Below are 20,940 nucleotides of genomic sequence, written 5' to 3'. Positions count from 1 at the left end.
CCGGCAATAACAACCCATATTTTTGTTCGCAAAAATGGTCCGCAAAGATGGTCTCGCCCAGATTAGCTCGGTGATCTGACGGACGACCAGGAAACCGTTGACGCGAGCTCCCCGCCGCACAGCCATCCCTTTTGACAAAGACAGGAGAACCCATGAATACAAATACCCGCCGTGCGCTCAAAACGACTCTCAAGGCCAGCGTGATCGCCGGTCTTTTGGCTGGCGCATCGACGGCGTTCGCACAATCGAGCGTGCAGCTGTATGGCCAGGTCGACGAATGGGTCGGCGTGCAGAAATTCCCGGACGGCAAAAGCGCGGCGGAAGTGTCCGGCGGCGGCATGTCGACGTCCTACTGGGGGATGAAGGGTTCGGAAGATCTGGGTGGCGGCTACAAGGCGATCTTCACGCTCGAAGGCTTCTTCCTTGCGCAGAACGGCCAGTACGGCCGCTTCACCGGCGACTCGTTCTTCTCGCGCAACGCGTATGTGGGTATCGAATCGCCCTACGGCACGGTGACGGCCGGGCGCCTGACGACCCCGCTGTTCGTGTCGACGATTCTGTTCAACCCGTTCGTCGATTCATACGAATTCTCGCCGATCGTATGGCAGACCTACCTCGGCCTCGGCACCTTCCCGACCTACACGACGGATCAAGGCGCGGTCGGCGATTCGGGCTGGAACAACGCGGTGGAATATTCGTCGCCGAACTTCAACGGCCTGAGCGCCAATGTGATGTACGCGCTCGGCAATACTGCCGGGGATAACGGCGCGAAAAAATGGAGCGCTCAGTTCCTGTACTTCCACGGCCCGTTCGCGGCGACCGGCGTGTATCAGTACGTGAACTTCAACAACAACCCGGGCGACCTGACCGGTCTCGCGCAGAGCGTCGGCCTGCCGAACATGAAGAGCCAAAGCATCGCCCAGTTCGGCGCAACCTTTGACCTGAAGTACATCAAGTTCTACGGCCAGTACATGTACACGTATAACGACCAGGTCATGGGCAGCTGGCACGTGAACACCGCCCAGGGCGGCGTCACGGTTCCGGCGGGTCCGGGGACGATCATGGCTTCGTATGCCTACTCGCGCGACGGCAGCGGTCTGGACCAGACGCGCGAGACGGCGGCGCTCGGTTACGACTATCCGTTGTCCAAGCGCACCGATCTCTACGCCGCATACATGTACGACCACTACACCAGCCAGACGTCGGGCAACACTTACGGCGTGGGTATCCGCACGAAGTTCTGATCCCTGGCCGCGCGGCGATTGCCATAAAGCTGCGCTGTTTCGCTCGCAAACCCCGTCCTTCGCAGGAAGACGGGGTTTGTCGTATCTGGCTTCCTGATCGTCGAAGTCATGGCCGGTAGACCCGCTTTACTTACGTGTCTTTGATAAAGACGGCAAAATGGCTCCGATTGATTCCTCCCGAGAGCGATTGCCATGGATACCCTCGTCAGTATGAAAGTGTTTCGCCACGTCGTCGAAGTGGGCAGCTTCGTCGGTGCGGCCGAGCGCATGGAGATGTCCGCGGCAATGGCGAGCAAGCACGTGATGCATCTGGAGCAGCAGCTCGGCGCGCGGCTCCTCAACCGGACCACCCGGCGCGTCGCGCCGACCGAGGCCGGCCGTGAGTATTACGAACGTCTGAGTCAGGTGCTGACGGAGCTCGACGAAGCCGAGCAGGTGGTCGGCGCGGCGAGCGTGGTGCCGCAGGGCCGCTTGCGGGTGTCGTCGCTGTCGGCGTTCGGCTTGAGCCGGGTGATGAGCGCGGTGGCCGATTATGCGGCTCAGCATCCGCAGGTCACCGTGGAGATGACGCTCTCCGACCGCGTGGTCGAACTGATCGACGAGGGCTTCGACGTGGCGATTCGCGCCTCGCCTTCGGGTCTGAAGTCGTCCTCACTGATTGCGCGGCAGATCGCCACCGCGCATCTGGTGTTGTGCGCGTCGCCGGATTATTTGCAGCGTCACGGTACGCCGCGCAACCTTGCCGACCTGTCGCGCCACAACTATCTGCGCTACGCGGGCGTCGCGGCGCCGGAATTCGGGCCCGCGGGCGCCGAAGGCGGGCAGCGCATGCGGCTCTCCGGCAATCTGATCGTCAATCATCTGGAGGCGCTGCGGGTCATCGTGCTGCAAGGCGCGGGGATCGCCATGCTCGGCACGGAAGTGATCGGCGACGACCTCGCGAACGGACGGCTCGTGCCGCTGCTGGTCGAGCAGGTGCCGCCGCGCGAGTTGCCGATCCATGTCGTGTATGCGAGCCGCCGCCATCTGTCGGCGAAGGTGCGTTCGTTCGTTGATTTTCTCGCCGCCCGTTTCGCAGACGAGGCGCTGTGGCCTTCGCTCGAACAGATCAAGGCGCTGGCCGTGAGCTAGGCGAACGCGCGCCGCCGCGCCGGGACACCCTGCGCGATCCGCTTAGCGCGCGATTCCCAGCCGCGCCTTCGCCTCGTCGTATTCCTTCTTCAGACGCCCGACCAGTTCGCCGACGCTCGGCACGTCGTCCATCAGGCCCACGCCCTGGCCTGCGCCCCAGATGTCTTTCCACGCTTTGGCCTTGTCGCTGCCGAAGTTCATCGCGCTCTTGTCGGATTCGGGCAGCGCGTCCGGGTCGAGCCCCGCATTGACGATGCTCTCGCGGATGTAGTTGCCGTGCACGCCCGTGAACAGGTTCGTGTAAATGATGTCCGAGGCGCTCGAATTGACGATGGCGTGTTTATAGCTTTCGACCGCGTGGGCTTCCTGGGTCGCGATAAAACGCGTGCCCATGTAGGCGAGATCCGCGCCCATGGCCTGCGCGGCGAGGATCGAGCCGCCGTTGGCGATTGCTCCGGACAGCACCAGCGGGCCGTCGAACATGCGCCGCACTTCGCCCACCAGCGCGAACGGCGAGATGGTGCCGGCGTGGCCGCCCGCGCCGGCCGCCACCAGGATCAGGCCGTCGACGCCCGCTTCCAGCGCCTTCTGTGCATGACGGAGGTTGATCACGTCGTGCAGCACGATGCCGCCGTAGCTGTGCACCGCATCGACGATCTCCCGCGCGGGCGCGCGCAGGCTGGTGATGAAAATCGGCACCTTGTGTTCGACGCACACCCGCACGTCGTGCTCGAGCCGCGCGTTCGACTGATGCACGATCTGGTTGACCGCGATCGGCCCGATCACCGCATCCGGATGGGCCGCCTTGTGCTCGGCGAGCGACGCCTGGATCTGCGTGAGCCATTCGTCGAGCAACTCGGCCGGGCGGGCATTGAGCGCAGGGAACGAGCCGACGATCCCGGCCTTGCACTGGGCCAGCACCAGTTCGGGATAGCTGACAATGAACATGGGCGAGGCAACGACGGGCAGCGCGAGCTGCTGCAGGACGGCGGGCAATGCCATGGTGCGAGTCTCCTGTAAGGCGGGCCGGTGCGCGTTGAGCGCCTGGCATAGGTAAGTATGGCGGGACCTGATGCGGGACCCAAGCGGCAGTCGGGCCGCGCGGGCTGTCTCGTCTGGGTCGTCCGTCAGTGACATTCAAATTTAAGAACGATCGTTCGATTATAGGCGAATGACCGCCCTCACGCAGCATATGCACAGTTGGAAGGAGTGTTCAGGTTCTACGTTTAGGTGACCTGGCCCACCCGCATCGACACATAGCGCTCCTACAATGCCTTCACGAACACAACGACAAGAGACTCGCTATGGCCTTCGAGGATTTCACGCCCTTTCGCGTCGCCGCGGGCGACGTCGATATTTTCGGGGTCAAGGGTGGCGCCGGGCCACCGCTGCTGCTATTGCACGGCCATCCGCAGACGCATCTGATCTGGGATCGTTGCGCGGCGCAACTCGCAAAGCACTTCACCGTGATCGCCACCGATCTGCGCGGCTACGGCGCCTCGGCGAAGCCCGCGAGCGACGCCACCCACGCAGCCTATTCGAAACGCGCAATGGCGGCCGACCAGGTGGCCGTGATGCGTCACTTCGGCTACGAACGCTTCCTCGTCTGCGCCCACGACCGCGGCGCGCGTGTCGCGCATCGGATGGCGCTCGATCATCCGGGCGCCGTCGAGCGTCTGATGCTGCTCGACATCGCGCCGACGCTCGCCATGTATGAGGCCACCGACCGCACCTTCGCCACGCTGTATTTCCACTGGTTCTTCCTGATCCAGCCGGAGCCGTTGCCGGAGACGCTGATCGGCGCGAATCCGGACGTCTACGTGGACCGCGTGATGGGCAGCCGTCACGCCGGCCTGGCTCCGTTCGCCCCGGCGGCGCTCGACGCCTACCGCAGCGCGCTGCGGCAGCCGGGCGCGGTGCATGCAATGTGCGAGGACTACCGGGCATCGGCGACCATCGATCTGGAACACGACCGCGCCGATATCGAACGCGGCCACAAGATTGGCTGCCCGCTGCGTGTGCTGTGGGGCGCGGAGGGCGTGATCGAGAAGTGCTTCGAGCCGCTCGCCGAATGGCGTCAGGTGGCGCGCGACGTCAGCGGACGGGCGCTGCCGTGCGGGCACTACATTCCGGAGGAAGCGCCGACGGAACTGGTCGCGGAGATGCTGGCCTTCTTCGAAGCGGTCGAGCAATAAAGTGTCATGAATTTGTAGGGAAATTACCGATGCGATCAAAAATATCGCACAGGTATGATTTCAATAGACGATGATCACGTCGACCGAATTCCGCCGCTCGCCATTCATGGCGAGCGGCTTTCTTTTTTGCGCTCGGGTTTGGTGGGGGCCGATGTTGAGGATGACGTCGACCGGACCGATCAGACGCCACGGGCGTGGATTCTCTCGCCGTCCGCCGTCAACGGCCCGCCGTTCGACGCCAACTCTTCCACGAGTCCGCGTAGCAGTGCCGGCCATTGCTCACGCGGCTTGAGCATCGCTGCGGCGGCACGCATGACACTGGCGTCGTCGAGCATGCGCAGCAGCGCATCGAAACTCATGGCGCGCACTTCGAGCAGCTTGAACACGATCAGCACCTTCAGCGCGTTCTTCGCATTACGGGCGGGATCGGCACGCAACTAGGCCACGCGCGAAAAGGCCCGCTCCAGCGCCAGTTCAACGTTTGTGAACGGCGCGCCGTGACCCGGGATGACCGTGTGTATGTCGAGCTTCGCGATCACCTCCAGTACGGCCTGTTGTTCCGCGAAACCGCTTTCGCCTTCCAGTTCTGGAAAGATCACACCGAAGCCGTTTTCCCATAACGCGTCCGCACTGATCAGGGCGCGCTCCCGCGCGCAATACAGCATCAGCGAATGTGGATCGTGGCCGGGTGCGCCGAGCAACTCCCAGTCGAGCGCGCCGAGTGTGAGGCGAGCGCCGGCCGTGAGCGTCTCCGTGAAGCTGAAGCGCTCGCAGGTCTGACCGGTGGCGCGATAGGGCAGGCGCGCCTCGTCCCAGTTGCGTACCGCGTCGGCTTCGGGCGCGGGAATCGCCGTGCGGCACGGCCACGCGGACTGCAGCATGGCATTGCCGCCGCAATGGTCCGAGTGCAGATGCGTGTTGACGATCAGATCGAGCGGCCGCTCGCCGAGCGCCGCCTGCACCAGCGCGAAAGTTTGCGGGGCGTGGCTCGCATAACCCGTATCGACCAGCGCGGCGCAGGCGTCGTCGACCAACAGCACGTTGTTCGACGACAACCAGCCGCGTTCGAAGACCTGGATCGATTCGGGCAATGTCATGATGATTCGGATTCCTGAGCAGAATCGTGAGCCGGCTTCGGCATCACGAGTATCGTCGATACGCCGAGCAGTACGGTCTCGCCGCGCTGGTTGACCACGTCGCCCGCGAGCTGCGTCAGGTCGCCGCCGAGGCTCGGTTTCCACCACGCATCGAGCACGCGCCACGTCATGGTCAGCGTGTCTTGCGCGTAGACCGCCTTCTTTAGCTTGATATCGAATTCGAGTCCGAGCGGCTGTGCGTGCTGCGAATAATGCGCGGCCAGCAATGCCATGAAGTGCGCGGTGGGCTGCGTCCCCGAAGCGATCAGGCCGCCGAAGCGGCTATGCGCGGCATAAGCGTCGTCGTGATGCAGCGGGTTCGTATCGTGGACGAGCGTCGCGAACGATTTGACCGAGTCCGCGGACAGCGCCAGCGTGGCGCTGAAGCATTCCCCAATCGTCACGACGCGCGGCGCCTGTTTCATTTCACGGTCGGCCGGTCCTGCGCCATCCATTGCTTGTGACGCGCGTCGAGCGTGTCCCAGACGGCACGTTTGGTGGTGTCGTCATAGGAAGACCAGCCGCGGATTTCGTCGATGGTGCGCAGACATCCTTCGCACCAGCCGCTCGCCTTGTCCATCCGGCACACGTTGATGCACGGTGATGGCACGCGCACCTGCGCGTCCTGCGGCTGCGTCACGACAGGAGGCGTCGCGCTCATGCGCTTTCTCGCAATGCGACGTCGGCAACCGGCGCGCCGGTCAGCGCGACCAGTTCCTGCGGCGACAGGTTGAACACCGCATGCGGATGGCCGGCCGCGGCCCACAGGCTGTCGAGCGCGAGCAGATCGGCATCGATCAGCGTAACGGGCGGCGTGGCGTGACCGATCGGGCACACACCGCCGATTGCGTAACCGGTCTTCTCACGCACGAATTTGGCATCGGCGCGCGCGATCTCGCCGACGTGCGCCGCGACCTTTTTCTCGTCGACGCGATTCGCGCCGCTTGCGACCACCAGCACCGGCGCGTCATCCTCGCGGCGGCGAAACAGAATCGACTTGGCGATCTGCGCGACCTCGCAGCCGAGGCCCGCGGCCGCCTCAGCGGACGTCTTGCCGGTTTCCGGCAGCATCACAATCTGACCGGCGTGGCCGCGCTCGCGCAGCAGCAGAGCGACGCGCCGCGCCGAATCCGGCAGTGCGTCGAGGTCGCCAGAGGATGAGGAAGGGAGGTGGTCCGTCATAAAGCGCATTCCAGTAATCAGGTTAAATGCATGGTTAAACACACGCGCCTTGTTCGCTGCGTGCCTTGGCGAGCAGCGCCTTGCCGGCGCGAGAAGCGTTCGGCTTGCCGATCAGGTTCGAAATGAAATCGCCGATCGCGACGACCTGCGCGAGATCGACGCCGGTCTCGATGCCGAGGCCGTTCATCAGGTACAGCACGTCTTCGGTCGCGACGTTGCCGGTCGCGCCCTTCGCGTAGGGGCAGCCGCCGAGGCCCGCCACCGACGCATGAAAAATCTCGATGCCTTCCTGCAGCGCGGCGTAGATGTTGGCGAGCGCCTGGCCGTAGGTGTCGTGGAAATGGCCCGACAGTTGTTCGCGCGGAAACACCTGGGTGACGGCGGCGAAGATTTCGCGCGTGCGCTTAGGCGTGCCCACGCCGATCGTATCGGCGATATCGATCTCATCGCAGCCCAGCGCGGCGAACCGCTCCACCACGTCCACCACCGACGCCACCGGCACCTCGCCTTGATAAGGACAACCGAGCGCGCACGAGACGCTGCCGCGAATCCGCACGCCGTGTTCCCTCGCCGCCTGCGCAACGGGTTCGAAGCGCGCAATGCTTTCCGCGATGCTGCAATTGATGTTGCGCTGCGAGAACGCCTCGCTGGCGGCGCCGAAGATCACGATCTCGTCGGCCCGCGCCGCCAGCGCGCCTTCGAAGCCACGCAGATTCGGCGTCAGCACCGAGTAGATCGTGCCGGCGCGGCGCTCGATGCCGGCCAGCACCTCGGCGCCGTCGGCCATCTGCGGCACCCACTTCGGCGAGACGAACGAAGCCGACTCGACGTTACGAAAACCCGCCGCGGACAGGCGGTTGATCAGGTCGATCTTGACGGCGGTCGGCACAAAGTCTTTTTCGTTCTGCAGTCCATCGCGTGGACCGACTTCGACAATCTTGACGGCTTGGGGCAAGGCCATGATGAATCTCCTGTCTATCGACCCGAGCTGGCGCTTGAGCGCTCACTCCGGTCGCATGCAAAGCTGCCGCGCGAAGCGGCGCCGTAGCGGCCATTCTATTCAGTATCCGCGCTCGATATCGACCACGCCGCTCACCGCCTCGCCACGCATCAGCGCGGCGATCTTCTGCGCGACCTGGGCGACGCTCTCTTCGCGCAAGGTCTGCGCCGAACTGTGCGGGGTAATCGTAATGCGCGGCTCCTGCCAGAACAGATGATCGACGGGCAGCGGTTCCTCGCGGAATACGTCGAGCGTGGCGGCGGCGATCTGGCCGTCCGCGAGCGCATCGAGCAGATCCTGTTCGACCAGATGCGCGCCGCGTGCGACGTTGATCAGATATGCCCCGCGCGCGAGCTTCGAAAACGTGCGACGGTTCAGGACGTCGTGTGTATCCGGCGTGTGCGGCAGCAGGTTCACCAGCACCTTGACGCCGCTGAGAAACGCTTCGAATTGTGCTTCACCGGCGAAGCTGGTCACGCCTTCAATCTGGCGCGCGCTGCGGCTATAGCCGCGTACCGGCATGCCGAACGGCACGAGCGCGCGCGCCACATGGGTGCCGAGCACGCCGAGACCCAGCACGCCGACCGTGAAAGTGTCGCGCGGATGCGGGTCAAGCACCTTCCAGCGGCGTTGCGCCTGCAGGGTCTCGTATTCGTCGAAACGGCGCAGATAGCGCAGCACGGCATGCGTCACGTACTCGGCCATCTGCGGGGCCATGCCGGTGTCTTCGAGACGCACGAGCTGCGCGCGGCGCGGCAGCGTGCCCGGATGGGCGCGTTCGAGCGCGAGGATGGCGTCGACGCCCGCGCCGAGATTGAACACGGCACGTAGGCCGGCACGCTCCGCCAGCATTTCGCGCGGCGGGCGCCAGACGATGGCGAAGTCGGCGGGGGCGCTGTCGCCCGGCCGCCATTCGCGCAGTTCGGCCTCGGGCAGCGCCCGCGCGAAATCGTGCAGCCAGGCGGCGGCGTCGTTTTGGGAGGTGTAGAAGAGGATCTTCATGCGGTCGATATGAGCCTTATGCCCCCTCAAGCTCTGAGAAACGGCTGCAACGCCCATGGCTGGGCAGACGACGCGTGCGACATGGGTCTCCTCCGTTTTACGTATAGCCTTCATTCTACTTTTTCGAGACCGATTGCGCGCGCTTCAGCATGGACATGCAGTTGTCCGGCGGCGCGGATGACGGCGCGCGAGGTCATGGGCATGCGAAGCGGCGCGCCAATAAGCAAATCAGAAAAAGTTGGTTCGTGCCCGCCGGGCCGCGTTTCACAATAGGTTCTCGGATTGCTTGCCGGATTCCGGCAGCGAGGACAATCATGCTTTCATGCAGCAAATCGACATGGCCGCCGCGGCTCGTGACCGTACCTGGCTTGCACGGCAGCGAAGGCGCGCATTGGCAGACGTGGCTCGAACGGCAGTTCGCCCGCTCGCTGCGCGTCGAACAGGCGGATTGGGATGCGCCGGATCTGGCGGGCTGGGCGCGCTCGGTGCGCGAACTGCTGGCGCGCGAGCGCGGGCCGTTCGTGCTGGCGGCGCACAGTTTCGGTTGCCTTGCGGCGGCGCATGCCTTGCAGCAGGCGTCGTATGCCGGCGACGTAGTGGGCGTGCTGTTCGTGGCGCCGGCCAGTCCGGAAAAATTTATGTTCGCGGGACAGTTCGAGGCGCGGCGCCTCGGCGTGCCGTCAATCCTGATCGGCAGCGAAACCGATCCGTGGATGCCGCTGGCCGGCTCGCGCGAACTGGCGCAGCGTTTCGGCAGCGCCTTCGTGAATCTTGGCGATGCGGGGCATATCAACACGGCAGCCGGATTTGGGCCGTGGCCGCGCGCCAAGTACTTCGTCGATACGCTGGTGCATTGCGCGGCGCCGTTGCGGTTTCGGGATGAGGAGCCGCTGGAGGCGGTGAGTCACGCGCTGGTGTGAAGCCACGCGATATGCAAGACGCAAAATGGCCGCCTCATCGAGGCGGCCATTTTTATTTGGCAGCGGGTTGACCCGCTCAGGTTGGCCCGCTCAGCGTGCTCGCTTAATTCGCAGCCGCATGCCCGTCGCAACCGTGCTCGCAGCCGCTCTTGTCGAGCGGCATCTGCTGCGCCGCTTCCGCCCGCATCCCCAGACGCTCGAGCAGCTTGCGATCCGCTTCAGCTTGCGGATTGCTCGTCGTCAGCAACTGATCGCCGTAGAAAATCGAGTTCGCGCCGGCGAGGAAACACATCGCCTGTAGCGCTTCGTTCATCTGCTCGCGACCGGCTGACAGACGCACCATGGCGCGCGGCATCGTGATACGCGCAATCGCGATGGTGCGCACGAATTCGAACGGATCGAGCGCCTCGGTGCCGGTGAGCGGCGTGCCTTCGACCTGCACGAGGTTGTTGATCGGCACCGATTCCGGATACGGTTCCATGTTCGCCAGTTGCGCGATCAGCCCCGCGCGTTCGCGACGCGATTCGCCAAGTCCGACAATGCCGCCGCAGCACACGTTGATGCCCGCATCGCGCACGCGTTCCAGCGTGTCGAGACGATCCTGATAGGTGCGTGTCGAGATGATCTGGCCGTAAAACTCAGGCGACGTATCGAGGTTATGGTTGTAGTAATCGAGACCGGCTTCGCGCAACCCTTGCGCCTGGTGCGGCTCCAGCATGCCGAGCGTCACGCAGGTTTCGAGACCCATCGCCTTCACGCCGCGGATCATGTCCTTGATCGGTTCCAGGTGACGATCCTTCGGATTGCGCCATGCCGCGCCCATGCAGAAGCGCGTCGCGCCGTTGTCTTTGGCGAGCCGGGCGGCGGCGAGCACTTCGTCGACCGGCATCAGCTTGTCGGCCTTCAGGCCCGTGTCGTGATGCACCGACTGCGGACAATACGCGCAGTCTTCCTCGCAGCCGCCGGTCTTGATGGACAGCAGCGTCGAGAGTTGCACGGTGTTGGCGTCGAAGTGTTCGCGGTGCGTCTGCTGCGCGCGGAACATCAGGTCGTTGAACGGCAGTTCGTACAGCGCGACCACGTCGGCCACGCGCCAGCGGGCTGTGCCGGCAGCGGCCGCATTGGCTGCGTTGGCGGTGCCGGTGTGGGTCGAGTCCGTTTGCGGGCGGTCAAGGTGAAGCTGGGTCATATCGTCAATCCTCGTGGATGGAGATGAAGTGAGTTAGCGTTGCGCCGCGCGCAACGTCTGCAATAGGGCGTTGATGTCGAGGCAATCCGCCGCCGCGTCCGCGGAAACGGGACGCATGTGCGGCACGATGCCGAGCAGCGGCGCGTCGTACTGCTGCTTGAGCCGGCTGCGGATGGCGGCAATGTTTTCGTCCGCGTAGCCCATGTCCGGATCGACACGGTTCGCCACCCAGCCCGCCAGTTGCAGGCCGCGAGCGGCGATCGCCTCGGCGCTCAGCAACGCATGGCTGATGCAACCGAGCCGCATGCCTACCACCAGCACGACCGGCAGATTCAGGGCGAGCGCGAGATCGGCGGTGTCCTGCGTATCGGTGAGCGGCACGCGAAAACCGCCGACTCCTTCGACGACGACCATATCCGCGAGCTTAAGCGCCTGCGCATGGCAATCGACGATATGGCCGATATCGAGCGTGACGTGTTCCTCCGCCGCGACGATATGCGGCGCGGCGGGCGCCTTCAGCAGATATGGTGTGCGCAGCGCCGGCGGCAGCAGCACGCTGGAGGCGGCGTCGAGCTGGTCTGCGTCTTCGTTGTGCCAGACGCCATCCACTTCGAAGGCGCCGGCGGCGATCGGCTTCATCGCGGCGGCGCGCAGTCCTGCGCGCGTGAAGCCGCGCAGCAGCGCCGACGACACCAGCGTCTTGCCGATTTCCGTATCCGTGCCAGTGACGAACAGCGAAAGCGGTGACGTCATGCGGCCTCCTTGCCGAGTTGCTGCAGGCCGGCTTCGAGACGATCCAGATCCGCTTGCGAATGCGCGGCCGACAGCGAGATGCGCAGCCGTGACGTGCCGGCCGGAACGGTCGGCGGACGGATTGCCGGCACCCAGAGCCCGGCACGATCGAGCGTCGCGGCAATCCGCAGCGTGGCGTCGTTCGCGCCGATGATGAGCGGCTGCACGGCGGTGTGCGAATCGACCGGCAGCCACGGCGTGGCCTTGAGCATCGTGCGGGTGCGTTCGATCAGTTGCTGCAGATGAGCGCGCCGCGCATCGCCTTCGTCGCCGCCGATGATGCGCAGGCTCGCCGACACGGCATGCGCCGCAGCGGGCACCGAGGCCGTGGTGAAGATGTACGGACGGGCGCGCTGCACCAGCCATTCGATCACGGTTTCATGCGCCACGACGAACGCGCCGGACACACCCGCCGCCTTGCCCAGCGTGCCGATCGAAATCAGATGCGGCGAGCGCAGCGCCTCATGCGCAATGGCGCCGCGGCCCTGCGGGCCGAGCACGCCAAAGCCGTGCGCGTCGTCGAGAATCAGCCACGCGCCGTGCCGCTCCGCGAGTTCGAGCAGACGCGGCAGCGGGGCGACGTCGCCATCCATGCTGAACACGGTATCGGAGACGATCAGCTTTACTTCGGAGTCCGACGCTTCCAGCATCGCGCTCAAGGCTTCGGTGTCGGCGTGCGGGTAGACCTGCACGTCGGCGCGCGAGAGCCGCGCACCGTCGATCAGCGAGGCGTGGTTCAGGGCATCCGAGAACAGCGTGGCGCCACGGCCGGCGAGCGCGGTAAGCGTCGCGAGATTCGCCATGTAGCCGGTGCTGAAGTACAGGGCGCGCGGGGCATCGACGAAGCCGCCTGCAAAGCTGGCGAGATCGTCCTCGAGTTGCGCATGCGCGCGCGAATGGCCACCCAGCAGATGCGAACCGCCACTGCCGGCGCCATAACGACGCGCGCCTTCGGCAATGGCGGCAACCAGCAGCGGATGCGCGGCGAGCCCGAGGTAGTCGTTGCTGGCGAAGCCGATCATCTCGCGGCCATCGACCGTCATGTGCGCGGCGCACGGTGTGTCGGCTATGCGGCGACGGCGGCGCAGGCCCTGTGCGTCGAGATCCGCGAGGCCTTGTTGAAGGCTTTCGAGCAACGGCATCATGCGGCCTCCGCGAGTGTGGCGTCGAAGGTCTCGCGTGTGCGGGTTGCCAGTAGGGCGAGTTCCGCGTCGTCGAGAATATACGGCGGCATCAGATACACCGTGGTCGAGATCGGCCGCAGCAGCAGTTCTCGCTGCAAGGCGTTTTCGAAGAAACGGCGCGAGAACGTCCTGGCCTGTTGTGCCTCGTCGATGACGGCATCGAACGCGAAGATCGTGCCGCACTGACGCAGATTACGCACCTGCGGATGTTCGGCGAGCGGGGCGAGCGCCGCGCGCAGCGTGGCCGACTTCCGCGCGTTGACGGCGAGCACGTTGTCGCTTGCGAACAGATCGAGCGTCGCGAGCGCGGCGCGGCAGGCGAGCGGATTGCCGGTGTACGAATGCGAGTGCAGGAAACCGCGCGTGGTGTCGTCGTCGTAGAACGCGGCGAAGATTTCATCGCGCGACAGCACGATGGAAAGCGGCAGATAGCCGCCGCTGATGCCTTTCGACAGACACAGGAAGTCGGGCCAGATGCCGGCTTGCTCGCAGGCGAAGAACGTACCGGTGCGGCCGCAACCGACGGCGATTTCATCGGCGATCAGATGCACGCCATATTGATCGCATAGCGCGCGCAAGCCGGCGATATACGACGCATCGTGCATGGCCATGCCGGTGGCACATTGCACGAGCGGCTCGACGATGAGCGCGGCGATCTTGCTGCTGCGTGCCTCGAACAGGGCGCGCACGGCATCGAGGGCGCGACGCGCGACATCGGCTGCGGTTTCGCCTGGCGCCGCGTTGCGCGCATCGGGCGACGCCGCGACGTGTGCATGGCGAATCAACGGATCGTAGGCGTCCTTGAACAGGGCGACATCCGTGACACCAAGCGCACCGATCGTCTCGCCATGGTAACTGTTAGCAATGCAGACGAATTCCTGCTTGTCGCCGAAACCACGATTGCGCCACGAATGGAAGCTCATTTTCAGCGCGATCTCGACGGCAGAGGCGCCATCCGAGGCAAAGAAAGCATGGCCGAGCGTGCGCTGCGTGAGAGCGGCGAGCCGCTCGGCGAGTTCGACGGCGGGTTCGTGCGTGCAACCGGCGAGCATGGCGTGTTCGAGCGTGTCGAGCTGATCCTTCAGCGCCGCGTTGATGCGGGGGTTGGCGTGGCCGAACAGGTTGACCCACCAGGAGCTGATGGCATCCAGATAGCGATGCCCGGCGCGATCATAGAGCCATGGACCGGAGCCGCGGGCGATGGGAATGAGCGGCAGACGCTCGTGGTGTTTCATCTGGGTGCAGGGGTGCCAAACGGCACGCAGGCTGCGGGCGACCCAGTCGTCGGTGCTTGCGGGTGTCGCTTCGGTTGCTGGTGTGGTGTTCAAAACTACTCCGGTACGGGGCGGCGCTTTTTGTCTCGCGCTGCACGTGTGCCACTTTTTCTACGCTGATCGGGGGCTTTTTTGTCCTCCACGGGCGGAATGCGGGCAGGCTGGCTGCGGAGGGGTCGAGATTAGCGCTTTCTTTCTGTTCGTGCACTACCCGCTGAGGGGGTGGTTTTTCCCTTCGGGGATGGGGTTTGGCGTGGTTCTCTGCAGGTGATTGCTGTTTGGGATAGATCGGGGGAAATGGGGGGAGTTGGCGACGGTAAAGTCATGGGGGGGTGGGAAAAATCTTTGGGGGTGGGGTGGGTTTTTTGCCTGCGGCGGGTTGTTGTTGTTCTGGATGTTTTGGCCTTTCCTTGCATTGTTATTGGTTTGCTAGCGATGCCCCTGTGCGGGGCGGCACTTACTTTCTTTGCCGCCGCAAAGAAAGTAAGCAAAGAAAGCGGGCTGCAACCGCTAGCCAGTAGGTGTCCACCACTTGCCTGATCCCGGAGTGGTCCGAGACGAGACCATCCCTCGCAACTCCCCCGCTCGTGACAAAGGGCTCATTCATCCCACTCCGCACTGCGTGCGTCGCGGTTGGGTTTGCAGGGGAAGGCGGGGCCGGGGGGTGAGACGGGTTGGGCTGCAAAAAAGACATTAGGTATCCTGCAGAATATGCAGGAGGAGTCATGCCAAACGGCGGGGCGCGCAGCGCGACGCTGGAGCGGATGAGCCCTGTGTCATTAGGAGGTGATGGTGCGAGAGGACATCTCGTCTTGGGCCGTTCCCTGTTGCAGACCGGGATGGCTCACTACGGGCTAGCGGTTGCAGCCCGCTTTCTTTGCTTACTTTCTTTGCGGCGGCAAAGAAAGTAAGTGCCGCCCCGCACAGGGGCAACGCAAGCAAACCAATAAGACTGCAAGGAAAGGCCAACGAATAATAGAAGGAAAGGCCAAAGAAGAATGGAAGGAAAGACCAAAGCATCCAGAACAACAACAACCAAGCCGCCGCAGGCAAAAAAACAAAGAAACCCCCATCACTCCCGACTAGCCAATGCCCCTTGCTTATCCTCCCCACCCTTCCCACCGGCGGAGCCAACAGCCCCCCCAGCACTAGCCGTCTGCGAAGAAGAATCCTTCCAAACGACTGCGTCATTCACGGCATACAACCGGCAAGGGTCCGAACTCTGTTTCTGGCAATTGGCCACGGCAACCGACATCGGATCGTCGCCGCCCTCCGCCCACGACCACGCGCCCGAATCGGAAACGGCAAAGGCCCGGCTAGGATACTGATGCAAAAAGTTGCGATATCCAGCCCGCCCCGCCTCGTCGACGAAAGGCACCGAGGTCACCGCATCCAAAGCCGCAAAGCCGCTCGCCTTGGGCGGCGCCGGATCCGCGACGCGGTATTGCACGCCCGTCGGCATTCCCACGCGCGCGAGGAAGGCCTCGACTGCCGGCCACCAGACGCGCACGCCGTCGCGGTCGCCTACCAGGCGGTGGGCGTCGTTCTTGTAGATGCCGAAGTCCACCATCTTGGCATTTGCGCCATGCGCCGAATACGCCGCGTACATGCTCGCCACCAGCGGCTGTGACCAGATCGAATCGTTATCGCCATACAGCCACAGCGACGGCACGCTCGTCTTTTCGCCATAGGTGCCAAACGCATTGGTGAGATTGCCCTGCCAGTCGGTGCAGGCGTCCTGCCGCAAGCCGCCCGAGAAATTGATCAGCGCCCGCACGCCCGGCGCGGCTTCGACGCCATACGCGATCGTCGCGAGGCCGCCGTGCGACGTACCCGCCACCACGATGTGCTGCGCGTCGACATAAGGCTGCTTCGACATGAACGCCACCGTCGCCGCGACATCGCCTGCCTGGCCCAGGCCGTTGCGCAGAACATCGCAGCCGTCCTGCTCGTAAGTGCCGCCCGATTGTCCGAAACCCTGGCGGTTCGGGGCGACCACCACGTAGCCGCGCCGCACGAACTCGCGCGCGAACGGCAGCGGGTCGCTGCGCGCCTGCATGCGCGGGTCGCCCGGCATCTTGCCGTGATTGAAGACGATCATCGGGAATGGGCCCGGACCGTCCGGCTTGTAAATGGTGGTTTCGAGCGTGATGGTGCCGGCGGCGTCCACCGGTACGCGGATGACCTGCTGGTTGAGGCCGGCCGCGGGCAGGTAAGTGTCGTCGTCGAGAGCGATGCGGGGAATTTCTGCGCGCGTAAGCGGGCCACCTTGCGAATCGGCAAGCGGATCGGCGTGTGCGAACGACACGGCATATCCCGCCCATGCACATACCATCGCACCGATCGTCAGAAATTTTCTGCAACCCATTCGCAGCACCCACCTTGAAGTACGTCTTTAACCTGCACCCTCTGCTGTCTCATTGCATTCCGCTGACAATCGCCTTTCGGAAATATTTGCGGCACAAAAAGACACTCGCGTGCGTTGCGCGCCAAGCGCACACACGCGGATCGAGATCGCCCGGGATAACCCACACTGCTGGCCGACGCGACCCCACGCGCCGATGGTGAGCAGCACACGATGCACAGCAGGCAAATTCGCCGGATGACGCGCTGGCGTTGCTTCTGTTCATCTTTTGCGGGGACGGTTTGGACCGCGCTCTCACAACGTGCCGCTACAAAACCTACAGGCCGATCCTGGCACGACAATTTGTCTTTGTGCAATTAAGGAGAACCCGCGACGAATAAATTCGTAGTGCTCGACACGTCACCGATGCGCGCAATCGCCGCGTATGCAGCGCGTCGCGTGGAGAGCGGGAGAAATGACCGACGCGGCCAATGTGGCACAGAGCCAACACCCATGCCGGCGCGATTCTGAAGGGGATACGTGACGGTGCAATTAATGCACTGACCGCGTTTGTGACATGACGCATGACAGCGTATGGCGGCGGCACCGAAGTCTTTCGGCTTATTACCGCGCGTGGCGTCGATAACGCGAGGCTCAGCTCTCGCTGACGTCGCCGTCGAGATAGCGCCAGCGGCCGTCGTCGCCGCGCACGAAGCGGCTCAGCTCGTGCAGGCGATGGGCTCGTCCGCCGACTTTGTATCGTGCGACGAATTCGACTTCCGCGTGGGTGTCGTCCTGCGCGGCGAAGCGTTTAATTTGCAGACCTAGCCATTTCGGTGCGTCGGGTGCGGCGGGGTCCGCGTCGATATCCGCCGGACGGGTTGGCGGCGCCCACGTGGCGCGCAGATAGTCGTTCGCGCCGAGCACATAGGCGCTATAGCGCGAGCGCATCAATTCGAGCGCCGTGGGCGCGGCCTTGCCTGCGTCGATGTAAGGGCCGCAGCAATCCGCGAAGCGCGGCGGCTTCGCACCGCTGCGCAGATTCGGCGCCGCGCCGCCGCAAGGGCATTCGGACGGTCGTTGGGTTGTCAACGATATGGAGTTCATTGAATTTCGGTTCGGACCGCGTGAGTGGGTTACCAGTCGAGCGCGGTGCCGTCGTATTGAAAGAAGCGGCCGTTAAACGATTCGTGCGCCGCCGCGGCATGCGTCAACACCTCGCGCATGCCGTGCACGCTGCGCTCCGGATCGATGGCGGCCTGCGGGCCGCCCATGTCGGTGCGGACCCAGCCCGGATGTAGCGCGACGCAGGCTGCCCGCCGCGTCTGCAAGGAGGCGATTTTCAGCGCGTCGTTCAGCGCCGCCTTGCTCACGCGATACAGCCAGCCCGTCGTGCCGGTCGCCTCGGCGATGCTGCCCATCTTGCTCGACAGCACCGCGAGCACGCCGCCAGCATCCTCGACGAGCGGCAGCAGGATCGGCAGCAGTTGCATCGGGCCGCGCACGTTGGTCACCATCACCGTGTCGAAATCTTCGGCGGTGACCGTCTCGATGCTCTCGGTGCGCGGACCGTAGACGCCCGACACCACAATCGCGGCATCGAGCCGTTCGCCATCGAGCTTCCAGCCGAGCGCGGCGATTTCCGTCTGCGAGGTGACGTCGAGCGAAAACGTCTCGGCGCCGAGGGCCTTGAGGGCATCGAGCGACGTCTCGTCGCGCGCGGTGGCGAGCACCCGCCAGCCGGACTGTTTGTACTGCCGGGCAAACTCACGGCCGAGGCCGCGCGACGCTCCCACAATCAACACTGTCTTCATACGTCTACCTCATGATTTGCAGCACGCGTGCGCGCGACCCGCGCACGCCTCGCACGCTTCACACCAGTTCGATCCCCATCGCCGTCGCTTCGCCACCGCCGATGCACAGCGTCGCGACACCGCGTTTCAGTCCGCGATGTTTTAGCGCGCCGATCAGCGTCACGAGAATGCGCGCGCCGGATGCGCCGATCGGATGACCGAGCGCGCACGCGCCGCCGTTCACATTGACCTTCTCATGCGGCAAATGATGTTCCTTCATCGCGGCCATCGTGACCACGGCAAATGCTTCGTTCACCTCATAGAGATCCACCTCGTCCGCGCGCCAGCCGTTCTTCTCGAACAGCTTGCGGATCGCGCCGACCGGCGCCGTGGTGAACTTCGCGGGTTCCTGCGCGAAGGTCGAATGACCGACCACGCGTGCGAGCGGTGTCACGCCGAGTTGCTTCGCGGTCGATTCGCGCATCATCATGAGCGCTGCCGCGCCATCTGAAATCGAGGACGAATTCGCCGCCGTCACCGTGCCGGTTTTGCTGAAAGCCGGCTTGAGCGTGGCGATCTTTTCGAGGTTGGCCTTGAACGGCTGTTCGTCACGTTCGATGGTGACGTCGCCTTTGCGGCTTTCCACCTTGACCGGCGTGATCTCCCACGCGAACGAGCCGTCTTCGTTGGCACGCTTGGCGCGCTTGAGCGATTCCACCGCGAAAGCGTCCTGCGCCTCACGCGTGAAGTCGAACGATGCCGCGCATTCTTCGGCGAACGTGCCCATCAGACGGCCCTTTTCGTAAGCGTCTTCGAGACCGTCGTAGAACATGTGGTCGATCACCTGGCCGTGACCCATGCGCATGCCGTTGCGTGCCTTGGGCAGCAGGTAGGGCGCGTTGGTCATGCTCTCCATGCCGCCGGCGACCATCACATCCACCGAGCCCGCGGCCAGCATGTCGTGCGCGAACATCGCCGCACGCATGCCGGAGCCGCACATCTTGTTCACGGTGGTGCTGCCCGTGCTCAACGGCAGACCTGCGCCGAGCGCCGCCTGGCGCGCCGGCGCCTGGCCCAGACCGGCCGGCAGCACGCAGCCCATCACGACTTCATCCACCTGTTCGGGCTTGAGGCCCGCGCGCTGCACGGCGGCCTCGATCGCGATGGCGCCGAGTTGCGGTGCCGTGAGCGTGGCGAAATCGCCCTGAAATGCGGCCATTGGAGTACGGGCGGCCGCGACGATCACGACCGGATCGGCCGGGGTGTTGTACTTTGTCTCACTCATGTTTTAGCTCCTTGATCACACCTTCCACGACGGCCGGCACGTCGCCGAGCCGGGCCGCATCGGCCGCGACCACGTCGTTGTCTGTTCTGTGCGCGCCGCTCGCCGACACGGCGGCCACACAGCGCGCATACGTTTCGTCGAGCATGCCGGGCTCGCCGATCATCATGCCCAGATTGCGCACCTTGCCGTCGTGCACGCCGTAAGCCCAGCCATGCACCGTCAGTTCCTGGCCGCGCGCCCACGCGTCGTTGACGATGGTTGTCCGGCATACGTTGACGACTTGTTCGATGGTGTTCAGTTCCACGAGGCGCCGATGCCGCGCTTCGCCCATCGGCCATCCCTCGAGCAGCGCGGCATGCTTGGTGCGCACGTCCTGCACGTGATGCAGCCAGTTATCCGCGAGTCCCACGCGCCGGCCATGCAGCGCCGCGGCGACACCGGAGCAGCCGTAATGGCCGACCACCATGATGTGCTTGACCTTCAGCAGGTCGACCGCGAACTGGATCACCGAGAGGCAGTTCAGGTCCGTATGCACGACGACATTGGCGATGTTTCTGTGCACGAATACTTCGCCCGGCGGCAGCCCGATGATCTGGTTAGCCGGCACGCGCGAATCCGAGCAGCCGATCCACAGATATTCCGGCGTCTGCTGATGAGCGAGCCGCGAGAAATACTCGGGATCCTCGGACAGTTTGCGGGTCACCCACTTGTCGTTGTTGTCGAACAGATGGGCGAGCGGGTTGGGCAGGGCAGAGGCGTTTGAGTTCATGGTGCTTCAGGTGGTTACTGGACCGTTGGACGGGTCGGTGTCTTTACAGGGCATGCGGCTCGCGCGCGCCGCTTTCGAGCAGCGCGCGCGCCTGGGCTTCGTATTGCGCGAGATCTTCGAGCGTGGCGTTCAGGTCTTCGAGCTGACGTTCGAGCACCTCGCGGTGCCGCGTCACCGTGGCGAGGAAGGCGTGCAATTGCGGCGCGGTGTCTGTCGGCGATTCGTACAGGTCGAGCAGGTCGCGGATCTCCGACAGCGTGAAGCCGAGCCGCTTGCCGCGTAGCGTCAGCTTCAGGCGGGTGCGGTCACGACCCGAATACACGCGCCGCAAGCCGCTCGACCCTTCCCGGCTCGGTGAGAGTAAACCCTGGTCTTCGTAGAAACGAATCGCGCGCGGCGTGACGTCGAATTCACGCGCGAGCTCGGTGATGGTGTATTGCGTGTTCATTGGGACGTCCCGTAGCCGGGCAGAAAAACCGATTGGACGATAGAATCGACGT

Annotated in this window: 20 protein-coding genes and 1 pseudogene; 4 read left to right on the top strand and 17 right to left on the bottom strand. The window is 64.3% G+C overall.

All coding sequences use genetic code 11. The annotated features are described in order from the left end of the window. The first annotated feature begins 152 nt into the window (after positions 1-152). Both FQ755_RS26010 and FQ755_RS26005 read left to right on the top strand, forming a co-directional pair. On the top strand, positions 153-1,244 hold the full coding sequence (locus FQ755_RS26010; RefSeq protein ID WP_144157870.1) for a porin: 1,092 nt from the start codon (positions 153-155) through the stop codon (positions 1,242-1,244). 192 nt (positions 1,245-1,436) lie between these two features. Beyond that, a complete protein-coding gene (locus FQ755_RS26005) occupies positions 1,437-2,375 on the top strand; it encodes a LysR family transcriptional regulator (RefSeq protein WP_144157869.1) in 939 nt (312 codons plus the stop codon). A gap of 42 nt (positions 2,376-2,417) precedes the next feature. Here FQ755_RS26005 and FQ755_RS26000 read toward each other — a convergent pair whose 3' ends face one another. Beyond that, positions 2,418-3,377 (bottom strand): NAD(P)H-dependent flavin oxidoreductase, encoded by a 960-nt coding sequence (locus FQ755_RS26000; RefSeq protein WP_144157868.1) that lies wholly within the window; start codon positions 3,375-3,377, stop codon positions 2,418-2,420. 302 nt (positions 3,378-3,679) lie between these two features. Between FQ755_RS26000 and FQ755_RS25995 the strand changes: the two genes are divergently transcribed. After that, a complete protein-coding gene (locus FQ755_RS25995) occupies positions 3,680-4,570 on the top strand; it encodes an alpha/beta fold hydrolase (protein WP_144157867.1) in 891 nt (296 codons plus the stop codon). A gap of 179 nt (positions 4,571-4,749) precedes the next feature. On the opposite strand, the pseudogene FQ755_RS25990 reads toward FQ755_RS25995, so the two are convergent. The 6 genes and pseudogenes from FQ755_RS25990 to FQ755_RS25965 all read right to left on the bottom strand — a co-directional run bounded on the left by FQ755_RS25990 (position 4,750) and on the right by FQ755_RS25965 (position 8,890). After that, positions 4,750-5,670, bottom strand: a pseudogene (locus tag FQ755_RS25990) (MBL fold metallo-hydrolase). After that, positions 5,664-6,131, bottom strand: coding sequence for a MaoC family dehydratase (locus FQ755_RS25985; RefSeq protein WP_144157866.1), 468 nt, complete (start codon positions 6,129-6,131; stop codon positions 5,664-5,666). Before FQ755_RS25985 ends, FQ755_RS25990 begins: the two are co-directional and overlap by 7 nt. After that, positions 6,128-6,367 carry a DUF1289 domain-containing protein gene (locus FQ755_RS25980; protein WP_144157865.1) on the bottom strand — a complete coding sequence of 80 codons (240 nt, stop codon included), beginning with the start codon at positions 6,365-6,367 and terminating at the stop codon, positions 6,128-6,130. The genes FQ755_RS25985 and FQ755_RS25980 overlap by 4 nt, the downstream gene beginning before the upstream one ends. Next, positions 6,364-6,888 carry a YbaK/EbsC family protein gene (locus tag FQ755_RS25975; protein ID WP_144157864.1) on the bottom strand — a complete coding sequence of 175 codons (525 nt, stop codon included), beginning with the start codon at positions 6,886-6,888 and terminating at the stop codon, positions 6,364-6,366. Before FQ755_RS25975 ends, FQ755_RS25980 begins: the two co-directional genes overlap by 4 nt. 34 nt (positions 6,889-6,922) lie before the next feature. Next, positions 6,923-7,849: a hydroxymethylglutaryl-CoA lyase gene (locus tag FQ755_RS25970; RefSeq protein ID WP_144157863.1), complete on the bottom strand. Its 927-nt coding sequence runs from the start codon at positions 7,847-7,849 to the stop codon at positions 6,923-6,925. A 99-nt stretch (positions 7,850-7,948) separates the two neighbouring features. Further along, positions 7,949-8,890, bottom strand: a complete 942-nt coding sequence (locus FQ755_RS25965; RefSeq protein WP_144157862.1) for a 2-hydroxyacid dehydrogenase — start codon at positions 8,888-8,890, stop codon at positions 7,949-7,951. Positions 8,891-9,204: 314 nt separating this feature from the next. Between FQ755_RS25965 and FQ755_RS25960 the strand changes: the two genes are divergently transcribed. After that, positions 9,205-9,810: an RBBP9/YdeN family alpha/beta hydrolase gene (locus FQ755_RS25960; RefSeq protein WP_144157861.1), complete on the top strand. Its 606-nt coding sequence runs from the start codon at positions 9,205-9,207 to the stop codon at positions 9,808-9,810. Between the two features lie 103 nt (positions 9,811-9,913). Here FQ755_RS25960 and bioB read toward each other — a convergent pair whose 3' ends face one another. The 10 genes from bioB to FQ755_RS25905 form a co-directional block, all read right to left on the bottom strand. Then, positions 9,914-10,999 (bottom strand): biotin synthase BioB, encoded by a 1,086-nt coding sequence (gene bioB, locus FQ755_RS25955; RefSeq protein ID WP_144157860.1) that lies wholly within the window; start codon positions 10,997-10,999, stop codon positions 9,914-9,916. A gap of 33 nt (positions 11,000-11,032) precedes the next feature. Continuing rightward, positions 11,033-11,752 carry a dethiobiotin synthase gene (gene bioD / locus FQ755_RS25950; RefSeq protein WP_144157859.1) on the bottom strand — a complete coding sequence of 240 codons (720 nt, stop codon included), beginning with the start codon at positions 11,750-11,752 and terminating at the stop codon, positions 11,033-11,035. Next, on the bottom strand, positions 11,749-12,933 hold the full coding sequence (bioF, locus tag FQ755_RS25945) for an 8-amino-7-oxononanoate synthase (RefSeq protein WP_144157930.1): 1,185 nt from the start codon (positions 12,931-12,933) through the stop codon (positions 11,749-11,751). Before bioF ends, bioD begins: the two co-directional genes overlap by 4 nt. Continuing rightward, positions 12,933-14,303, bottom strand: a complete 1,371-nt coding sequence (bioA, locus tag FQ755_RS25940; protein WP_144157858.1) for an adenosylmethionine--8-amino-7-oxononanoate transaminase — start codon at positions 14,301-14,303, stop codon at positions 12,933-12,935. Before bioA ends, bioF begins: the two co-directional genes overlap by 1 nt. A 1,018-nt stretch (positions 14,304-15,321) precedes the next feature. Next, the gene (locus tag FQ755_RS25930; RefSeq protein ID WP_144157856.1) at positions 15,322-16,617 is read right to left on the bottom strand and encodes a dienelactone hydrolase family protein; all 1,296 of its coding nucleotides are present in this window, start codon (positions 16,615-16,617) and stop codon (positions 15,322-15,324) included. A 630-nt stretch (positions 16,618-17,247) separates the two neighbouring features. Beyond that, the gene (locus FQ755_RS25925; protein WP_144157855.1) at positions 17,248-17,700 is read right to left on the bottom strand and encodes a YchJ family protein; all 453 of its coding nucleotides are present in this window, start codon (positions 17,698-17,700) and stop codon (positions 17,248-17,250) included. A 29-nt stretch (positions 17,701-17,729) separates the two neighbouring features. After that, the gene (locus FQ755_RS25920) at positions 17,730-18,407 is read right to left on the bottom strand and encodes an SDR family oxidoreductase (RefSeq protein ID WP_144157854.1); all 678 of its coding nucleotides are present in this window, start codon (positions 18,405-18,407) and stop codon (positions 17,730-17,732) included. 58 nt (positions 18,408-18,465) lie between these two features. After that, entirely contained in the window at positions 18,466-19,671 is a 1,206-nt protein-coding gene (locus FQ755_RS25915) for an acetyl-CoA C-acetyltransferase (RefSeq protein WP_144157853.1), read from the bottom strand. Then, positions 19,664-20,440: a carbonate dehydratase gene (gene can, locus FQ755_RS25910; protein WP_144157852.1), complete on the bottom strand. Its 777-nt coding sequence runs from the start codon at positions 20,438-20,440 to the stop codon at positions 19,664-19,666. The genes FQ755_RS25915 and can overlap by 8 nt, the downstream gene beginning before the upstream one ends. A 43-nt stretch (positions 20,441-20,483) precedes the next feature. Continuing rightward, positions 20,484-20,888, bottom strand: coding sequence for a MerR family transcriptional regulator (locus FQ755_RS25905; RefSeq protein WP_144157851.1), 405 nt, complete (start codon positions 20,886-20,888; stop codon positions 20,484-20,486). Positions 20,889-20,940: the final 52 nt, after the last annotated feature.

It is taken from the genome of Paraburkholderia sp. BCC1885, assembly GCF_900996235.1.
Taxonomy (GTDB): domain Bacteria; phylum Pseudomonadota; class Gammaproteobacteria; order Burkholderiales; family Burkholderiaceae; genus Paraburkholderia.
This window is presented reverse-complemented; position numbering and strand designations above follow the sequence as displayed.